The following is a 19,962-nucleotide window of genomic DNA, read 5'->3' on the forward strand; positions in this document are numbered from 1 at the left end:
TATTATAATTATTTTTGCAGTCACCTATATTAAAATTATATAAATCATACATTATTAAGAGATTGTTTATGAATAGTTCTCGTTTCCCTTGGCTATTAACCAACTTGATAGCCATAATGATTTTTATTCAAGGATGTAACTTAACATCAGGGGGTAAGGATCAAAATAATAAAGAAGTGTCAAGCCTTATATCGATGACTTCAAATCATGGTGTAAGTGTAAAAGGCCCTATCTTGATCGAATTTACTGAAGTAATCACGGATGTATCTATCGACATTGACGATATATTAGATTTCTCTCCTAGTTTTGAGTATACATCAAAGTGGATTGGAAATCAGCAACTAATAATTACCCCTACAGAGAAGTTAAAGAGTGGGACAAAATATGAAGTGGAGGTAGATCTGCCTGAACTTTATCCGACCAAAGAAGGAATTGATGATTATAGCTTCAATTTCAAAACTATTGTTCCAAATTTCACTGTTGTAATTGGAAGTTTAGAATCTAATTTTGATGATCCAACAAAGATGAGTTGTAAAGGATCAATAAAATTTAATGATGTTGTGGATGCAGATAAAGCGAAAGCTGCCCTATCTGTAGAATCTGATAAGAAATATAAAATTGAATGGACCTCTGTTGGCTCTACGTTCTTCTACAAAGTGGATAACATAACAAGAAAGGATAAACCCTTCAATGTCACTTTTAAATGGAATGGTAAAGAGTTAGATATTGATAGGACGGGTAAGAAGACGTTGACGGTTCCTGCTATGGGGGATTTTAAATATCAAGCGATTCGCGTCACTTCCTCTACTTCTCCTGTAATCACGGTCTCTTTTTCTGAACCTTTAAATACCAAACAAAATCTTAAAGGATTGTTTCGTATCAGTGGATGTAAATTAGGGGCGACCATTAGTGGAAATAAAGTTATCTTATATCCAGATAGCCCTTTATCGGGAGAGCAAGTTCTAAACATATCTTCATCTTTAAAGAGTAGTAAAGGAAAGAAGTTAGGTACATCGTTTACTAAATCGATCTACTTTACCTCTGTGGAACCAGAACTAACTTTCGAAGGGGAAGGTAATATTGTTCCTAATGCAAGTGGATTTATTATCCCATTTAGTGCCGTGAACCTAGATGCAGTAGACATTCGTATCGTTAGAATTTTCCAAAATAATATTCCTTTCTTTTTACAACAGCATAATATAACTTCATCAAGCTCCTCTCCTCGAAGATATGGACGTATTGTGTATAGCGAAAAGATGAAGCTCGAAGGAAATGTAGTAAACGAAAAGAGTGCATATGCAATCAATATTCCTGAAATCATTGATGTCAAACCTAACGAAATTTATCAGGTTACTGTTGGAATGCGACCTACTTACTCTACATATCCATGTAAGACCTTAGCAGAGCTTAGAAGTATGAAGCTTAAAGAGCCTAAAGACAATGGTTTTTGGGATAATGATGACGTATGGGGAGAAGAGGATTATTATCAAGCGAATAATCTATATGATTGGCGTAAAAGAGACGATGCTTCTAATGCAGCTTACTATAGCAGTTCAAGGTCAATATCAAGGTATGTGATTAGCTCTAATATTGGTTTGATTGCGAAGAAAGAAGAAGGGAATGTATATCATATTGCAGCCAGTGATCTAATTTCTTCGGCTCCTATGGATGGGGTAAAGATCTCACTATTAAACTTCCAAAATCAAGTGGTTGCAGAACAGACTACCGATAAGGATGGTTTTGCAAAGCTAAAGACATTAACTCCTGCAATCTTGGTGCTAGCTCAAAAAGGAGATGATTGGGGATTCTTGAAGTTGGGTTCTAATGAGCAAATGATAAGTGACTTTGATGTTTCTGGTACTGTTAACAAGAATCAGATTACTGCCTATACTTATGGCGAACGTGATGTTTGGAGACCAGGTGATTCCATCTTCGTGTCTACCATTATCAAGGATCCGAAAAAACATTTGGGTGATAGCTATCCTGTAGTCTATGAGCTTTATGACACCAAAGGGGTGTTGAAAGACAAAAAAGTCATGATGAAGAAGGAGAGCATGGTGGCTTACCGAACGGCGACCAAGCAAGTTGATCCAACAGGAAACTGGACCCTAAAGGTGAAGTTTGGCGGCTTGACATTCAATAAAGTATTACGAATCGAAACCTTTCGTCCCAATAGAATGAAGATTAAATGGGTGGATGAACCCGAAAGTCTTGAAGTGGGAAAGATATCCAAAGAGATATTCAATACGAAGTGGTTACATGGTCTTCCCGCAAAATCAAAAAGGATGACTGTGGATGCTCGCGTACGAAGAAAGAAGATTAAGATCAAGGGATATGCCGGCTATTCATTCCAAAATGAAGTTTCCACTTTACGTTCATCATATCGTAATATCTGGGACGGTAAAACGGATGACAAAGGGAATGCCAATGTCGCACTTACGCTTAGTAAAGAGAACATAAAAGAGCCTTTGGTTGCTTTGGATCTTGAAACTAGAGTATATGAAGATGGTGGAACTTTTAGTACCTCAGAATTCTCGAAGGATTATTATCCATTCAAAAATTTTGTGGGAATGCGAATTTCTGGAACCAAAAGTTATGGGTCTTACTATGATACAGAGAAAAATATTAATTGTGATCTGGTCGTATTAAAGCCAAACTTGGCAAAAGGATTCTCTTTGATTAAATATCAAGTATACAAAGTAGACTACTCATGGTGGTGGGATGCCTCTTCAGTATCTTCTTTAGCTCGTTATGTGGATGGTCGCAGATACAGCGCATATAAAAGTGGTAATCTTAATTCAAAAGATGGTAAGGCATCTTTTGCTTTCCAAGTACGTGATCGTGATTGGGGACGTTATCTTATCGTAGTAAAATTACCAGATGGTAATACAGTCACTAAGGTTATTTTCTGTGATTGGCCAGGCAATAGTAAAAAAGATGGAGGAGCAGAAAACCTTTTGAACCTTAACTTGAAGAAAGAGCGTGTGGTTAAAGGGGAGAACATCGAACTCTTATTTCCTAGTGAAAAAGGAGGCCATGCCTTGATCTCGATCGAAAAAGGAGCGGAGGTTGTAAAACAGATATGGGTAAAAACAGAGGATAATCAAACAACAGTATCTATTCCTACGGAGGGAGTGATGGCTCCAAATGTCTATCTATATGTAACATATATACAACCTTATCAAGTTACACAGAATGATCATCCTATTCGTCTATATGGCATACAACGAGTGAAAGTGGAGGATCCTGAAACCCACTTGAAGCCTGTGATTCAATGTAAAGATGAAGTAAGAGCGAAACGTAAAATTAAGGTTGAAGTTAGTGAGGGAAGTGGACAACCAATGGACTATACTTTGGCTATTGTTGATGAAGGACTACTCGGAATTACTAACTTCAAAACACCTGCACCTTGGACCTATTTCTATCGTGAAGAGGCATTGCGTGTTTCTACATGGGATATATATAATGACATACTAGGGATGTACTCTGGTCGATTGGGCAAATTGGTTCCTGTTGGAGGAGATGGTATGCTTGATGATCCTTCTCATAAGAAAGCAAAGAGATTTAAGCCTGTGGTAATGTATGCGGGACCTTTCCATTTGAATGCAGGAGATAAAGAGACACATGAGTTTCCGCTTCCTTCATACTCCGGTGAAGTTCGTGTAATGGTAGTGGCATCAAATGAGCGCAGTTATGGTTCAACAGAAAAACCTGTTAAGGTCGTTGATCCATTGATGATCTTGGCAGATGCACCTCGTACTCTAGATCTAGAGGAGACATTTAAACTTCCTGTTTCGATCTTTGCAAATAAAGAGATGGATGACGATGTGGAAGTTTCAGTTAACGTAAGTGGAACTGTTGCTCTCGTTGGTGAGGCCAAGCAATCTGTTTCAATGGGCGACGAACAAGAGAAAGATGCATACTTTAATCTAAAGACATCTAAAGTTACTGGTCCTGCCACAATAGTGGTATCTGCCAAAAGTGGGAGTTACTCTGCTTCATATAAAATTGATATCCATGTGGACAACTCCAATCCTATTCAGTATAAGGTGGTCTCAAAGAAATTAGAGCCTGGAGAGAGTTATACATATGATGCGGTAATTAAAGCCAATGAGATTGGCAAAAGTCTGTCGATAAACGCTTCCACTATGATCGCCTGTAATATGGATCAGAGAATGGAGCAGTTGATTGTTTATCCTCATGGATGTCTAGAGCAAACAACCTCAAGTGTGTTCCCTCAATTATTGATGCTTAAGGATAAAAATATCGATTCGAATAAGCGTCAAACAATGGAGGATAATGTACAACGTGGACTGAGACGATTACTGCTTTTCCAAAAGTCCGATGGTTCATTCTCATATTGGCCAGGAGGACATTACTCTTCTGAATGGGCATCTTGTTATGCTGGTCACTTTATGGTGATGGCTAAAAAAGCAGGATATTTTATTCCGGGAGATATGTTGACAAATTGGATAAGCTATCAAATGTCTCTTGCAAACAGATGGAGTCTTGATGACAATGATGTCGTTCAATCTTATCGTCTGTTTGTCTTGGTTATGGCTGGTGAAGCTCCTCTGGGTGCAATGAACCGAATGAGAGAAGGTGATGAGCTTATTACCAATAGTGCAACCCCATGGCTTCTGTCGGCAGCTTATGCGCAACTTGGACGTAAAGAAACAGCTGAGTCTTTAATAGACCTAAGAGATCTTTCATACCCTTCTTACGAAAAAGGATGGTCTTCTAGCTCTTTTGGATCTAAGGACAGAGATAAAGCAATTCGATTGATGACTTTAGATATATTAGGTAAGAGAGATATTGCATTCACTTTGGCTAAAGATCTTGCAAAGAAACTTAGTTCTGATGTATGGATGAGTACTCAGACTACTTGTTTTGCTCTCATTGCAATGCATGGCTTTATGTCTGAGCAGAATGATGATGCAAATATCACAACTTTGACCTCTTCTATCGATGGGGATAAGACTTCATCTCAAGTTACTCCTGTCGTTTCTTCAGTTTACGATAATGAATTTAAAAAGACGACCTCTATAGAGATTGAAAACAAAGGCAACAAAGCAGCTTATATTACAATAAACCAATCTTATCAACGTTCTGATGCTTTTGTTAAACCATCCTCTAATATATTGACTATTAATCCAATCCTTTTTGATGAAAAGAAGCATATCGTAAAGGACTCTGTTTTGGTACAGGGAAAGGATTATAAGTTGACTGTATCTGTTCGAAATCAAAGTAACTGGGACCTTGAAGAGATCGCATTAACTATTCCTCTTCCTTCTGGGGTTGAAATATTGAATAGAAAGAGCGCGCTGCCTGAATACATAAACTACCAAGAGGTGAGAGATAGCGAAGTGTATTCATATTTCGATCTAGATGACAAAGAATCCGTTGAGGTGGAGATTACATTTAATGCAAGCTATACTGGCGTCTACAAGTGGCCTGCAATATCTGTGGAAGCAATGTATAACCATCAGATTCATGCTAACAGTGCAGCTAAGGTTATCGAAATTAAATAATGTTATATAGGAGATGAGACTACAGGTGAAATGTTCTAAAAGAGTCAAGAGATGGATCTCCATCTTGTTTATTGGTTTAACTATTTGGATAATCTTACCAGTAGTTTCGTTTCATACACCAAAATCTACTGTCCTTTTTGGGCGAAATGATGAACTTATCGGCGCGACGCTTGCACAAGATCAGCAGTGGCGTTTCCCCGATAACCATCATATTGGTGATAAGTTTAAAGAAGCATTGATAACATGCGAAGATGAGAACTTCTATCACCATATAGGTGTTGATTTTAAATCTACGGTAAGAGCGATATACCTGAACATGAAATATGGAAAGGTCGTGAGTGGTGCTAGTACCCTTACGATGCAGGTATCTCGTATGGCGCTAGGGAATAGATCTCGTAATATATGGAATAAGTTCTACGAGTCCGTGTTGGCAATAAAACTAGATATACTTCATTCCAAGGAGCATATCATTCGTATGTATGCTAACAATGCTCCTTATGGTGGAAATATCGTAGGGATAGAAGCTGCCTCATGGCGATATTTTGGATGTGCCTCTACTAAGCTCACTTGGGCTGAATCAGCAACCCTGGCTGTGCTTCCAAATGCTCCTGCCGTTATCTACCCTGGGCGCAATAACAAGTTATTAAAACAGAAGAGAGATAGACTGCTAAAGAAATTGTATGCTAAAGGAAAGATGGATAAGCAGTCCTACGAACTTTCTCTATTAGAACGTATACCATCTTCAATACGCCCTTTTCCCAAGAAATTTATGCATGCCCTTCAATGGACAAAAAGAATCTCTCCCGGTAATGCAACACACACTTCTCTAGATATAAATCTACAAAATAGAATTCAATCAATTGTTTCGAACTACTCTGTAAAGTATCGTGCCAATGGCATATATAATATTGGGGTGTTGGTGATGTCTGTCGAAACAGGAGAGGTGATCTCTTATATTGGCAATGTGGATTGGGATGACCCAAATCAAGGTGCTGTGGATATGGTGCAGGCCAAGAGAAGTTCGGGGAGTCTTCTAAAGCCTTTCCTTTATGCTGCCATGCAAGATGCATCATATATTACCCCCTACACCATTATTCCTGATTATCCTATCTTCATGAATGGATATGCTCCAAAAAACTTCGACCATAAGTTTAGAGGTGCTGTAGCGGCCAATCAGGCGTTAAGTGAATCTTTAAATGTTCCTTCCGTATTTATGTTGAGATCCTACTCAACCCCACGTTTCTTGTCGTTGTTAAAACACCTTGGGATGTCCTCCTTTTCTCGTTCAGCCGACTACTATGGGCTCTCGTTGATACTGGGTGGGGGCGAATCGAGTCTGTGGCAAATGGTTGGTGCTTATGCATCCATGGCAAGGGCTTTAGAAACAAGTCGCAAAGAAGCTGTATTCTCTCCAAATATTATTAAAGGAGGTACACTATATAAACGACAAGATATGCCATTAAGCAAAGCGGCTATATGGAATACCTTCAAGGCACTGCAAACGGTCAATAGGCCGATGAATGAAGTCGGATGGAAGTACCTTGATTCTTATGAGCCATTGGCTTGGAAGACGGGGACGAGTTATGGTTTTAAAGATGCATGGGCCATTGGAACAAATCCTAAATATGCCATTGGTGTATGGGTCGGAAATGCTACTGGAGAGGGGCGCCCTGCTTGTACAGGCGTATTGGCTGCAGCACCTCTACTATTCGACATCTACCATCTACTACCCAAAGCACAATGGTTCCAAACCCCGTCAAGAGATCTTGAAGAACTTGCCGTGTGTCACGAAAGTGGCTTTAGAGCATCCAAACGTTGCGCTAGAATAGATACCATCCTTGTTGGAAAACAAGTCTTTGAAACGGAACCCTGCCCATATCATCAAGACGTGATGTTAGACGAGACAGAATCTTTTAGAGTAAATAGCTCTAACTACCCGATCTCAAAGATGGTGAAAAAGAAGTGGTTTATTCTTCCGCCACAAATGGCCTACTACTATAAGAAATACCATGCAGATTATGTGGTCGTCCCTCCACGTCTGTCTGAAGGCAAATGGAACACCGAAAATACTATTGGCATTATATATCCTTCTAAAGGTATCGCGATAACCGTTCCTAGAGATTTCAATGGTAAACCTACTGAAGTAATCTTAAGAGCTACATCAAGCCATGAAGATGAAGTGCTCTATTGGTTCTTAGATGGCGAAAATATTGGAATGACTGAAATAATTCATCAAGTGGCTATCTCTCCAGAAATGGGAAGCCATCGATTAGTGATCCAAGATGATAAAGGAAATGAAGCATCTGTAAAATTTACGGTGAATTAATTCAACATATCTAGTCTTCAATGTCATACACAGATCCCTATGGTTTAATAAGATCTTTTGTCTCTTGAGCTTCTAGTCCAACAGTATTGAATACACCTTGTCTATTGCAAGGCAAGAGTGTATGCTCTGATTTTCCAATGGAGTTAGATAATATCTAAATATAAACAAAGCCGGACACGCTGGGAGCGTATTCGGCTTTTCTTGTTGCTGAGAAATGCTTGAACATGTTTGTTAAAGCTTTTCTTGGTTATCGTATAATAAGCCTATAGCTTATTTGATTATCAAAAATTGAAAGGGTAATGATTTGAATAAAGGTCCTAATTAGTAAGGATTCTTCCATGAAAATAACGATAGAAGAACTATGCAGTGTCTCTCTGTATTTATCTTCTGCTAATGTATATCATTTCAAATGATTTCCAAAATCTTTTCAATATATAGACATATAATTTCAATAATATGATAGATCGATAGTATTAATGAGGTGCTGTATTATACCATACGATTTGAAAATTAGGGCTAAATGAGTGTGTCAACCCTCTAGCTTAAGAGTGTGTTTGTTGCCATTAATTCTCTAGTTTTCAGGTCTAAATAAATAGATTCTTTGTTTCGATCCATATATTGACAACATGCACTGAAGATGCTACAATTTCTAGCCCAGTGCGGAGCACTGCGGATAGATGAAAAACAGAGTAGGTGCTGTAAGTATGCTCCTTTTCATTTCATTGACCATCGTAAATCATAAAAGATGGTCGAACCTACAGCCTTCCACTTCTGAAATCATCATCAATCTAGGCTTAAAAGAATAGGTCATAAAATGATATACTTTCAGAGTGTAATATGTCACCTTCTCTTTTAACATGAAAATTTAAGGGATATTACGATTCTAAGAATGAGCATTAGTGCTATCTCTTATTTATTTCGTTTAATTCATGCTCCGTGATAATTTCTTGAAGAATAAGGTATTCACTTATGATAAGAATCGTCATATTTCTGTCTAACCCCTGTAAGAATAGACGTATCTTATCAATACATTCGCTTTTTTGACTCCGCTCATTGATAATGGAGATAAAAGAGAGTTCGTTTCTTTGGGAGATAACCCTTATCTTTTCGATATCAAGTGATTCATACTGATGTAGAAGTGACAATAACTCCTCTGCAATCTCTCTCTTTTCATGTGTCTGATACAGTTCTTCAAAGAATTGATAGGTCTTATTATCCAATGGTGACTCTTCTATCCATGGTGTATCATCATACCCTTCATCGAAATCGGAGGCATCCCATAGAAAATCTTTTCTTATGGATTTGGCCTTTTGCCACTGCGTCATCAAAGCTACTGATTGTTCTTGTTCGTGTTCTCCTATATTCTGTAGAAAAACAAGGATATCTAATGCCAACATACCTTCATCGGTATATTTAAATTTATCTCTAATAAGTTGCAGTAGCTTCGTTGAGGGAACAGATTCTTTGCCGACATAATAGTGGTCCATAATGATAACTAGAGGAGGAAGAAACCCATCATCTAGAATTTCAAATATTGGAAAAAAATGAGGTTCAATATCTTCCACAATAAACTCAATCTGTAGATCTTGTATGATCTCGAAGGAGAGTATCACCATGGGAACCTTGATTGCCTCTTTTTGCTTTATCTCAAGGAGCTTTACTGCAAAGGAGAGTAGCAACTGATGTAACTGGTGCTCTCTCGATAGATACTTCTCCTTAATCGATAGAGTGGTTAAATGCTCGTTGTAGGGCAGATAGTGATGAAGGAATACAGGTAATTGCTCTAAGGTATGTAACACACGATAGAGGTTGGGAATATCACTAGAGCGCTCTAGATACCAGCAACCAAAGTGAATATGTGCTTTTAACTCCGAAAGCATATTCAAGACAAGGTCTGTTCCTACCAATATATATATCGAGTTGAGACTCTCAATATATTCAGAGATATACCTATTCGCTTCTCGTGTTGGAGCTTCTAAAATCTTCTCTTTTAACGTTTCGTACTCTTTATCAATAGTACTATGGTGATCGTATATCATTTCTTCACAGTTTAATCCGATGACTCCCTCTTATTTATTATTTTTGTAGCCTCATATTCAAACAGTGATGCTATCATGCAAAATAAACTAGAAGTGGTCTCGATTCATATCGTTCCCCATATTACAGAGGATATACGTTTATATAACTATTTAAAGGGTGTTTTTGTTGAGTTACCTTCATCAAAAAGTATTAAAAAGACACTAGCCAAAGGATGGATACATATAGATGGGCGTAGAGCTTCTTCTGGTGATTGGGTTAAGGAGGGAATGCAAATATCACTTTATCAACAAATAGAGACTCTGTTAAAGCCTTATGATATAGAGGTTAAGATAGTTTATGAAGATGATTGGATGGCTATTGTTGATAAACCTGCAGGCATCACTACAAGTGGAAATCGTTTCGATACACTAGAGAATGCACTTCAAGGAAAGTTAATCCATAGTGAGCAGCCAGATGCATACGTAAATCCACGAGCCATTCACCGTTTAGATAAAGCAACTTCTGGTTTGGTCATTATCGCCAAAACAAAGAGAACGCGAATGCTACTTGGTCAGATGCTAGAAGAACGAAGGATAACTAAGAAATATCAAGCCTTAATTATGGGAGATATTGATGTTGAGGGGGAGATCAAGCTACCTATCGATGGACTGTGTGCATGCTCTAAATACCGTAAAATAGATGTGGTGCCTTCTCTACGTTCTGAGAAACTGACACTCGTAGAGCTTTCTCCCATAACTGGTCGTACCCATCAGTTGCGTATTCATATGTCGCTAAGAGATACACCAATATTAGGTGATACTCTATATGGCGTGGAAGGAAAGATACTAAAGCATAAGGGATTATTCCTATGTGCTTTTTCATTAGACCTCATTCATCCCATGACACAATGCTCTCTGCATGTCGAAATACCTCTCCCTCATAAATTCTATAAACGAATGTCTATAGAAAAACAACAAGCTGAGAAGTATCTTGATTGATACAATATACAATCCTAAGGTTAATGAAACTTTTCATAAATATGAAGATGAAGAGATGATAAAAACACGGGTGGCCTGTCAATTGACGAGAATTATTAAATCTAATATCCAATTTTCAAACATATTATTATCTCTGTCAGTATATGCTGGGTTTAACATAACTGAAGGATGTTGTGCCACTTAAATCATATCATCTGTTTTTAGCATTAACCTTATCATAAAAACCTAATAGTTAAGGAAAAAATATACTGTTTCGCTAAAATTATACAATATGAAATCGTAATTTTGCCCCCGTTATGAAAAAAATGAATGCAATATTAAAGAAGATTGAGAAGTGGAGAATGGATACAATATCAGAACGCAAATTCATTCTACTTCTTAGTTTAGTTGTCGGGGCCTTGAGTGGCTTGGCTGCCATTACCCTTAAAAACCTAATTCATTTCACCATTCACCATTTGACAGGAAACTTCAGTGTTGATGATGTAAGCTATCAATACTTAGCCTATCCAATGATCGGGATTTTAATCACTGTCCTTCTAATTAAATATGTCATTAAAGAAGATCTAGGACATGGGGTCTCTAAGATCCTTTATGCTTTCTCAAAGAAGAATAGTAAGATCTCAAAACATAATATGTACTCTTCGATGGTCACTAGTACCATCACCATCGGTTTCGGAGGTTCTGTTGGTGCTGAGGCTCCCGTAGCACTTACGGGCGCTGCGATTGGATCCAATCTTGCCCAGTTCTTTCGTTTAAACTATCGTGCGATTACCCTACTGGCTGGTTGTGGATCTTCTGCTGCTATCGCCGGAATCTTTAATGCGCCACTCGCTGGTCTCCTTTTTACGATAGAGGTACTAATGATCGACTTAACAATGTCCTCGTTGCTACCCCTGTTAATTTCAGCGGTGACTGCAACCACCACCTCCTACTTCTTGATGGGGGATAGCTATCACTTTAGATTTAGTCTCCATGAGTCTTTCGATGTGAACAATCTACACTGGGTAATTATTCTAGGTGTTTTATGTGGTCTTATATCAGTTTACTTCACGCGTGTGATGAGATGGGTCGAGGGACATTTCAAAAAACAAAAGAGTTTCATACATAGAGTAATTATCGGTGGCGTAGGTTTAGGTCTATTAATTTTCCTTTTCCCATCTTTATGGGGTGAAGGATATGTCTCTATCAATCAGATTCTAAATGGGAACTACACAGATGTGTTAAATAATTCTGTTTTCTTCTCTTTCAAGAACAACCAAACGATACTTATTCTTGTTTTTATTGCCATATTAGCATTCAAAGTATTTGCTACTGCAATCACAACGGGTGCAGGTGGTGTTGGGGGTATTTTTGCTCCTACGCTATTTATGGGATGCTTTGCAGGATTTATTTTTTCATCAATAATAAACCAAGGAAGTCCTGAGTTGGCAACCGAAAATTATGCTTTATATGGAATGGCTGGTGTCATGGCTGGTGTTATGTTTGCTCCAATGACCGCAGTATTCCTAATTGCTGAAATTACTGGAGGATATACGCTGTTTGTTCCGCTTCTGATCTCTTCCGCTTGTTCTTATTTGACGATATTAGCTTTTGAGAAACACTCGTTATACCATTCTCACTTGGCCGAAAGAGGTGAGCTTTTAACACACAATAAGGATAAGACAGTTCTAACATTGATGAAGCTTAGAAGAGTGATTGAAACCGATCTCATTACTGTCGACGAGGATGCTTGTCTCGGTGATTTGGTTAAATTGATCTCTAAAAGTAAAAGAAATATATTCCCTGTGATCGATAAGGATAATAATTTTAGAGGCGTGGTCCTTCTTGATAATATCCGTAGTATCATGTTCAACAAGGAGATGTATCATAAAACTTACGTCACAGATTTGATGGTTATGCCACCTGAAATGGTACACCCTGACGAAAGTATGGAAAAAGTTATGAAAAAATTTAAATCTTCGGGGGCATGGAACTTACCGGTCGTGGAGAATAGAAAATATATTGGTTTTATCTCGAAAGCAACTATCTTTAGTGCTTATAGAAGTGTTTTAGTTCACTTCTCCGATGAATAAAGCTTTTTCAATTCCAAAAACCAAAGTTCATTATTTATTTTTTAACCTTATCGAATTATTACCATGGTAAAAGATACGCAAGTTTTCGATCTTATCGAGCAAGAAGACAAGAGACAACTGGAAGGTATTGAGCTGATCGCTTCAGAAAACTTTGTTTCTGATCAAGTGATGGAAGCAGCAGGTTCTTGTTTGACAAATAAATATGCCGAAGGATATCCTGGACACCGTTATTATGGTGGATGTCAAGTAGTAGATCAAGTGGAGCAACTTGCTATTGATCGCCTTTGTGAACTTTATGGCGCAACATATGCTAATGTTCAGCCTCACTCAGGTGCACAAGCTAATATGGCGGTGCTTCTTACTTGCTTGAAACCCGGAGATAAATTTATGGGCCTTGACTTAGCGCATGGTGGACACCTTTCGCACGGTTCCCCTGTGAATAGCTCAGGATTGCTTTATAAGCCTGTGGCTTACACAGTAGAGGAGTCTACTGGAATGATCGATTACGATAAAATGGAAGCAATAGCACTTACTGAAAAGCCAAAGCTGATCATTGGTGGTGCATCTGCTTACTCTAGAGAGTGGGATTATGCTCGTATGAGAGAGATCGCGGATAAAGTTGGAGCTCTTTTTATGGTAGATATGGCACATACTGCCGGACTTATCGCTGCTGGTATCTTGGACAACCCTGTTCCTCATGCCCACATCGTAACGTCTACTACTCATAAAACATTACGTGGACCTAGAGGTGGTATCATCATTATGGGAGAAGATTTTGTAAACCCTTGGGGGGTGAAAACACCTAAAGGCGTGGAGAAAATGATGTCTGCAATGTTGAATACTTCTGTATTCCCTGGTATTCAAGGGGGTCCTCTTGAACATGTGATTGCGGCCAAAGCAGTTGCTTTCGGTGAAGCCCTAAAACCAGAATACAAAGACTACCAAGCTCAGGTGAAGAAGAATGCTTCGGTGATGGCTGAAGCTTTCGTAAACAAAGGATACAAAGTGATCTCTGATGGTACAGATAACCACCTAATGTTGATCGACCTTCGTACGAAATTCCCTGATATCACAGGTAAGAAAGTCGAGAATATATTGGTGAAAGCGGATATCACAATCAATAAGAATATGGTGCCTTTCGATTCTCGTTCTCCTTTCTCTACTTCAGGTCTTCGTGTAGGTACGCCTGCAATCACAACTCGTGGATTGAAAGAAGAGCATATGGCTCCTATTGTTGATCTTATTGACGAGGTGATCTCAAATATCGAAAATGAAGAGGTGATTGCCTCTGTGAAGAAAAGAGTAAACGAAATGATGTCTTCTCTACCTAAATTTGCTTGGTAATACCAAATAATTTAGGTTCTAGATCATCTTAATACGATAAAAAAAATCTCCTTAAGCTAAATAACACATTTAGCTTAATGGAGATTTTTTTATGCCCAGATGTATGTACCACAAGATAGGATATACGAGAAACACCCAACGTCAGGCTCCTTGTGCGAACCGTCTGTCAGGCGTTAATCTCTATTAATCTAAAATCCAATAATATAAGGGCTTTTTTGATTTGGTGCCCTTACCCAAGAGTATGAAAAATAATACTAACTTCTATCGTAATTAACTAATTTCCCTTTTGGTACAATCTTGAATGAATATTGTGCTTTACAAGGCTTGTTATTAGGGAACTTAATCTCTAAACCTTTTGAGCTTCTTGTCCACTCTATCTTCTCTTTTGAGCCTAATAGCTCTACTCTTGCAATACCTTTCTTTGCAAATTTCTCTCCCTTTGCTAGCTCTGGAAGAACCAACGTGCCATGGTCTTTCCATGTAGTGGTAATTGCATATACTGCGCTGTTATCTTTTTTACGTGTGTAGCGAACTTCGTTTTTACCATAATTGTGATAATCCCAGAATAGTAAGTTTCTGCTCTCTTTCATCTTGATCAACTGTGTGTCACCATGACCCGCAGTTCTCCATTTACGGGTAGCATAAATGGCTTCACCATTAACTTTCAACCATGCACCCATTCCTTTCATGATATCTTGTTCTGCTTTGGCAATCGAACCATCTCCTTTAGGTGTAAGAGATATCAAGTAAATACCACCTCTACTTACCAAATCCACAAGGATATTTATGTGGTAGTCTGCACCAAAGCGATATTTCTTATTCTCTACCCAACACCATGGATAACCAATTGCTCTGTCCGAAAGAAAATAACCCGATGGATTTGGTTCCATGTCTCTGTTACCTTCGTAACAACGAATACCTACTCCTTTAGGGAAATTCCACTGCTTGCGACCTCCTGGTAGTTTGTTGGCAACCAAATGCCCTTTTTTGCTGTATTGATTCTCTAGGATATTCAATACAGAATCTTCATTCAATACACCATCTCTTGGGTTTAATCCATCAAACCAGATGAAATCAGGATCATACTTGTCCTCTACTTCTCTTACTTTTGCAGCCCACTCTTTACCAAACTCCTCTGGTTGTACATAAAGTTTTGACTGAAATAGATCTTTATATTCAGGATTGAAGATAGGATTCCACTTCTTCTCCTCTTCTGTATATTTACCAGACTTAAGAATCCAATCATATGTCCTTGCATGGTGAAATGTAGCTGCGAGTTTCATACCTCTTTTTCTTACTTCCGTCGCTATTTCACCATATATATCTTTTTTAGGCCCCATGTTCTTAGCATTCCATCTGGTCTGTTTACTATCCCACATACAGAAACCATCATGGTGTACAAGGCAAATACCCCCAAACTTACAACCTGCATCTGCCATCAATTGTGCCCACTCTCCAGCATCAAATTTAGGTGCCTTGAAATCGTTGATGATATCGATATATGTGTAATCTTTTAGGCTACCATACTTCTCTATATGGTGCTCTTTCGATTTACGATCATCTGGCTTGCGCGTGTTTTGTGCTTCATAAATACGCTTCACATAATCAGGACCAGCATATGCCGCCTCTGAATATGGTCCCCAGTGTGTATAACAACCAAATTTTGCATCTAAGAACCACTCTGGAATATCTTCTTTCTTAAGTTCTAGCCAACGGTTATTTATTTCACCTTTCCAATCATTTCCTCCAACACCCTTAACCTTATGTGTAGGTAAGTTTTGAGGATTTTGAGCATTTACTACTGTTCCTGTAAATACAAGAATCAATAACAATGCAACATGTCTCATAGTATTCATATCTCTCTAGTCTTTATCTATTAACTGATCGCAATTTGAGGAATACTCTAGACAACTGATATTTATGAATGCACTTTTAATAAGACTTTTGTAACAACAACAAATATGGGATGTTGTTCGTGATATTTGTGGGGGTGAACCGAATGTTTTCTGTTAATTATGTATACAATTTATAGTAATGGAATGTTGATACATATAAGAGAAAACATTATTTAGTCTCTCTCATGGATATCTTTCAAATACAACGTCTTATATTTTTGTCGTTATGCCTTACTTTTGCCAACTATATGATGGAGTCATCCATAACGTATTATGACTCGATATAGGTTGTGTCGTAAATTTAGATCTAAATCGAAAGGTTAAACCAGGTCGTAGTATCATACCATCAGCATTAATTCCTATTTCGCTTCGATCAAAGTTCTTCAAATACCCTAGTGGAGTAGACTTTATGTTATAGTAATTAATGAAGTGTTCCCATATTAAGATCTATTTGCATCATTAAAAGAGATCTCAAGGATTATATTGGCAGGTAGAACCTATTTAAAACACTCCATCTGTATTTGCTGCAATAATGCGCTGAAAGTCGGGCCTATCTCATTTAACCTACTATGATGTGGATATAGTGAATATATCTATAATGTCGTCTGCCTCCAATCTAGATATATGACATAGATGCTTTTTCGTTAGATAGAATACATCTTATCACTCTTTCAAAAATGACCTTGCGTGAAAATAAAAACAGTATATTTAAAATCACCACTAAAAATAACCCAGACAGAGTTTAATTTACACGACCTCTTCTTGACTTTGTCGTGGGATGTAACTTATCTCCTCTCACAATAAAAAACCGTTATTTTCCACCTTCTCTCCATCGATTCCCTACTTAACTATGCCTTAAAAGCTACCAACCTCAGACTTAATCCATCCCTAATCCGTCGTTAACCCGTCCCTAGTACGTCCTTTGTCCATGGTTTAGCCATGATTCGTCCATGGTTCAGCCATCGAAACCCCCGAAATCGATGGACAAACCATGGACGAATCATGGCTAAACCATGGACAAAGGACGGATTAAGTATATATTAAGGACGGATTAACGACGGATTAGGTGCGAGGTTGGTTAGGGGGAGGTGTGATTTTGGTTGCTGTTGTTCCTGGGTTGGTGTATTTGTCGTGCTGATTTTAGGGAGTGGTTGATGTGGTGTGTTTGAAATTTGATTCTGGTGTTTTTTCTCTTTGAATGGGGTTATATATATAACGGATGCATTTTTTGAGATGGGAGAGGAGTGTGGTGTGGATAGGATATGGGGTGTTGTGTGTTTTGTTTGAAAAAAGTTTTGGGCGTAACAGGTTGGTCGTAAGGGGCTGGGGGTGGAGGTCTGTTTTTTTCTAAGAAAAAACATGTTATTTTATTTGGAATAGTGGGTGAAAATGATGTTTCTTTGCATCGCATTTGAGAACAAATGCACACGTTCTACCGACATATTTACAGTGAACTGAATATTATCCCTTCCGCTGTGTGGCTCCATTGATTCTAGCGAGATGAGAAAGAGAGGACATAAGAAGCTGATAGAAAAACAGGGCATGATTAGAGGTAGGTAGGACATTGAAATTTTGACTAGAATATAAGGTGAAAAAATATTTCACTTTTCATTTGGATCTTTCAAATGAAATGAGTTATCTTTGCAGCCACGTTCTAGAAAAAAGCGGAGAGTGTTTTTTAAGTCTCAATTAAGTTGAGAAATTATTTAAGAAAACATTTGGAGTTTAAAGATAAAATCGTTTATCTTTGCAACCGCAAAAACATCGGCGCAACGGCGACGATGGATGAATAAGATACAAAGTTCTTTGAAGATATTTTTTGATAATGACAAGTACAAAAAAGCAACCGTCAATCTAATAGATTTTTGAGTTTTTGTTGAGCTAAATTAATTAACTTTTTATACAACGAAGAGTTTGATCCTGGCTCAGGATGAACGCTAGCGGGAGGCCTAACACATGCAAGTCGAGGGGTAACGGAGGTAGCTTGCTACCAGACGACGACCGGCGCACGGGTGAGTAACGCGTATGTAATCTGCCTTGTACAGGGGAATAGCCCAGAGAAATTTGGATTAATGCCCCATAGTATTATCGAGTCGCATGACTTGGTGATTAAAGCTCCGGCGGTACAAGATGAACATGCGTGACATTAGCTAGTTGGTAAGGTAACGGCTTACCAAGGCTACGATGTCTAGGGGTTCTGAGAGGATGATCCCCCACACTGGTACTGAGACACGGACCAGACTCCTACGGGAGGCAGCAGTGAGGAATATTGGTCAATGGACGCAAGTCTGAACCAGCCATCCCGCGTGAAGGATGACTGCCCTATGGGTTGTAAACTTCTTTTATATGCAAATAAACCTACTTTCGTGAAAGTAGCTGAAGGTAGCATATGAATAAACACCGGCTAACTCCGTGCCAGCAGCCGCGGTAATACGGAGGGTGTAAGCGTTATCCGGATTTATTGGGTTTAAAGGGTACGTAGGCGGTAATATAAGTCAGTGGTGAAATCCTGCAGCTCAACTGTAGAACTGCCATTGAAACTGTATTACTTGAGTATACTTGAGGTAGGCGGAATGAGTAGTGTAGCGGTGAAATGCTTAGATATTACTCAGAACACCGATTGCGAAGGCAGCTTACTAAGGTATAACTGACGCTGATGTACGAAAGCGTGGGGAGCGAACAGGATTAGATACCCTGGTAGTCCACGCCGTAAACGATGATTACTCGCTGTTGGCGATACACAGTCAGTGGCTAAGCGAAAGTTTTAAGTAATCCACCTGGGGAGTACGATCGCAAGATTGAAACTCAAAGGAATTGACGGGGGCCCGCACAAGCGGAGGAACATGTGGTTTAATTCGATGATACGCGAGGAACCTTACCTGGGCTTAAATGTACGGCGATCGGTCTAGAGATAGACTTTTCTTCGGACGACGTACAAGGTGCTGCATGGTTGTCGTCAGCTCGTGCCGTGAGGTGTCGGGTTAAGTCCCATAACGAGCGCAACCCCTATCTTTAGTTGCTAACAGGTTAAGCTGAGGACTCTAGAGAGACTGCCACCGTAAGGTGAGAGGAAGGTGGGGATGACGTCAAATCAGCACGGCCCTTATGTCCAGGGCTACACACGTGTTACAATGGTCAGTACAAAGGGCAGCTACCTGGCGACAGGATGCTAATCTCTAAAACTGGTCTCAGTTCGGATCGGAGTCTGCAACTCGACTCCGTGAAGCTGGATTCGCTAGTAATCGCGCATCAGCCATGGCGCGGTGAATACGTTCCCGGGCCTTGTACACACCGCCCGTCAAACCATGGAAGCTGGGGGTGCCTGAAGTCTGTTACCGAAAGGAGCGGCCTAGGGTAAAACTAGTGACTGGGGTTAAGTCGTAACAAGGTAGCCGTACCGGAAGGTGTGGCTGGAACACCTCCTTTCTGGAGCCGACATTAACGGTAAAGAAAATCGACGAGATTAGGTTGTTTTTTCTTGTCATATCAAAAAACCTTATATACCCACATAACCAAAGTGGATAGCGTTAGGCTGAAAAACTAAGGTGGTTATGTTTTAAACATAGTCCCGTAGCTCAGCTGGTTAGAGCGCTACACTGATAATGTAGAGGTCCCCAGTTCAAGTCTGGGCGGGACTACAATCGTAATATTATTTATACGAGGTTATTTGGGGGATTAGCTCAGCTGGCTAGAGCGCCTGCCTTGCACGCAGGAGGTCATCGGTTCGACTCCGATATTCTCCACACATTTATATTGATTTAGTTAGATTTAATTTGA

7 protein-coding genes, 2 tRNA genes and 1 rRNA gene are annotated in these 19,962 nt (G+C 39.1%); 8 read left to right on the top strand and 2 right to left on the bottom strand.

Annotation, left to right across the window (positions count from 1 at the left end; translation table 11 throughout):
• Nucleotides 1-68: 68 nt before the first annotated feature.
• Both K5X82_14015 and pbpC read left to right on the top strand, forming a co-directional pair.
• Nucleotides 69-5,531 carry an Ig-like domain-containing protein gene (locus K5X82_14015; GenBank protein QZT36372.1) on the top strand — a complete coding sequence of 1,821 codons (5,463 nt, stop codon included), beginning with the start codon at nucleotides 69-71 and terminating at the stop codon, nucleotides 5,529-5,531.
• Nucleotides 5,532-5,544: 13 nt separating this feature from the next.
• The gene (pbpC, locus tag K5X82_14020; protein QZT36373.1) at nucleotides 5,545-7,857 is read left to right on the top strand and encodes a penicillin-binding protein 1C; all 2,313 of its coding nucleotides are present in this window, start codon (nucleotides 5,545-5,547) and stop codon (nucleotides 7,855-7,857) included.
• A 902-nt stretch (nucleotides 7,858-8,759) separates the two neighbouring features.
• Here the strand turns inward: pbpC and K5X82_14025 are convergent.
• Nucleotides 8,760-9,896, bottom strand: a complete 1,137-nt coding sequence (locus tag K5X82_14025) for a hypothetical protein (GenBank protein ID QZT36374.1) — start codon at nucleotides 9,894-9,896, stop codon at nucleotides 8,760-8,762.
• 75 nt (nucleotides 9,897-9,971) lie between these two features.
• Between K5X82_14025 and K5X82_14030 the strand changes: the two genes are divergently transcribed.
• From K5X82_14030 to K5X82_14040, 3 genes are all read left to right on the top strand, one after another.
• Nucleotides 9,972-10,874 carry an RluA family pseudouridine synthase gene (locus K5X82_14030; GenBank protein ID QZT36375.1) on the top strand — a complete coding sequence of 301 codons (903 nt, stop codon included), beginning with the start codon at nucleotides 9,972-9,974 and terminating at the stop codon, nucleotides 10,872-10,874.
• A gap of 296 nt (nucleotides 10,875-11,170) precedes the next feature.
• Nucleotides 11,171-12,946, top strand: a complete 1,776-nt coding sequence (locus K5X82_14035; protein ID QZT36376.1) for a chloride channel protein — start codon at nucleotides 11,171-11,173, stop codon at nucleotides 12,944-12,946.
• Nucleotides 12,947-13,009: 63 nt separating this feature from the next.
• On the top strand, nucleotides 13,010-14,290 hold the full coding sequence (locus K5X82_14040) for a serine hydroxymethyltransferase (GenBank protein QZT36377.1): 1,281 nt from the start codon (nucleotides 13,010-13,012) through the stop codon (nucleotides 14,288-14,290).
• Nucleotides 14,291-14,544: 254 nt separating this feature from the next.
• On the opposite strand, the gene K5X82_14045 is transcribed toward K5X82_14040, so the two are convergent.
• Nucleotides 14,545-16,146 carry an alpha-L-fucosidase gene (locus tag K5X82_14045; GenBank protein QZT36378.1) on the bottom strand — a complete coding sequence of 534 codons (1,602 nt, stop codon included), beginning with the start codon at nucleotides 16,144-16,146 and terminating at the stop codon, nucleotides 14,545-14,547.
• Between the two features lie 1,941 nt (nucleotides 16,147-18,087).
• Between K5X82_14045 and K5X82_14050 the strand changes: the two genes are divergently transcribed.
• The 3 genes from K5X82_14050 (at nucleotide 18,088) to K5X82_14060 (ending at nucleotide 19,928) form a co-directional block, all read left to right on the top strand.
• Nucleotides 18,088-19,611: ribosomal RNA gene (locus tag K5X82_14050) — 16S ribosomal RNA — on the top strand.
• A 138-nt stretch (nucleotides 19,612-19,749) separates the two neighbouring features.
• Nucleotides 19,750-19,823 (top strand) — tRNA-Ile (locus K5X82_14055).
• A 31-nt stretch (nucleotides 19,824-19,854) separates the two neighbouring features.
• A tRNA-Ala gene (locus tag K5X82_14060) sits at nucleotides 19,855-19,928 on the top strand.
• Nucleotides 19,929-19,962: the final 34 nt, after the last annotated feature.

It is taken from the genome of Prolixibacteraceae bacterium, from assembly GCA_019856515.1.
GTDB classification, from domain to species: Bacteria; Bacteroidota; Bacteroidia; order Bacteroidales; family Prolixibacteraceae; genus Halosquirtibacter; species Halosquirtibacter xylanolyticus.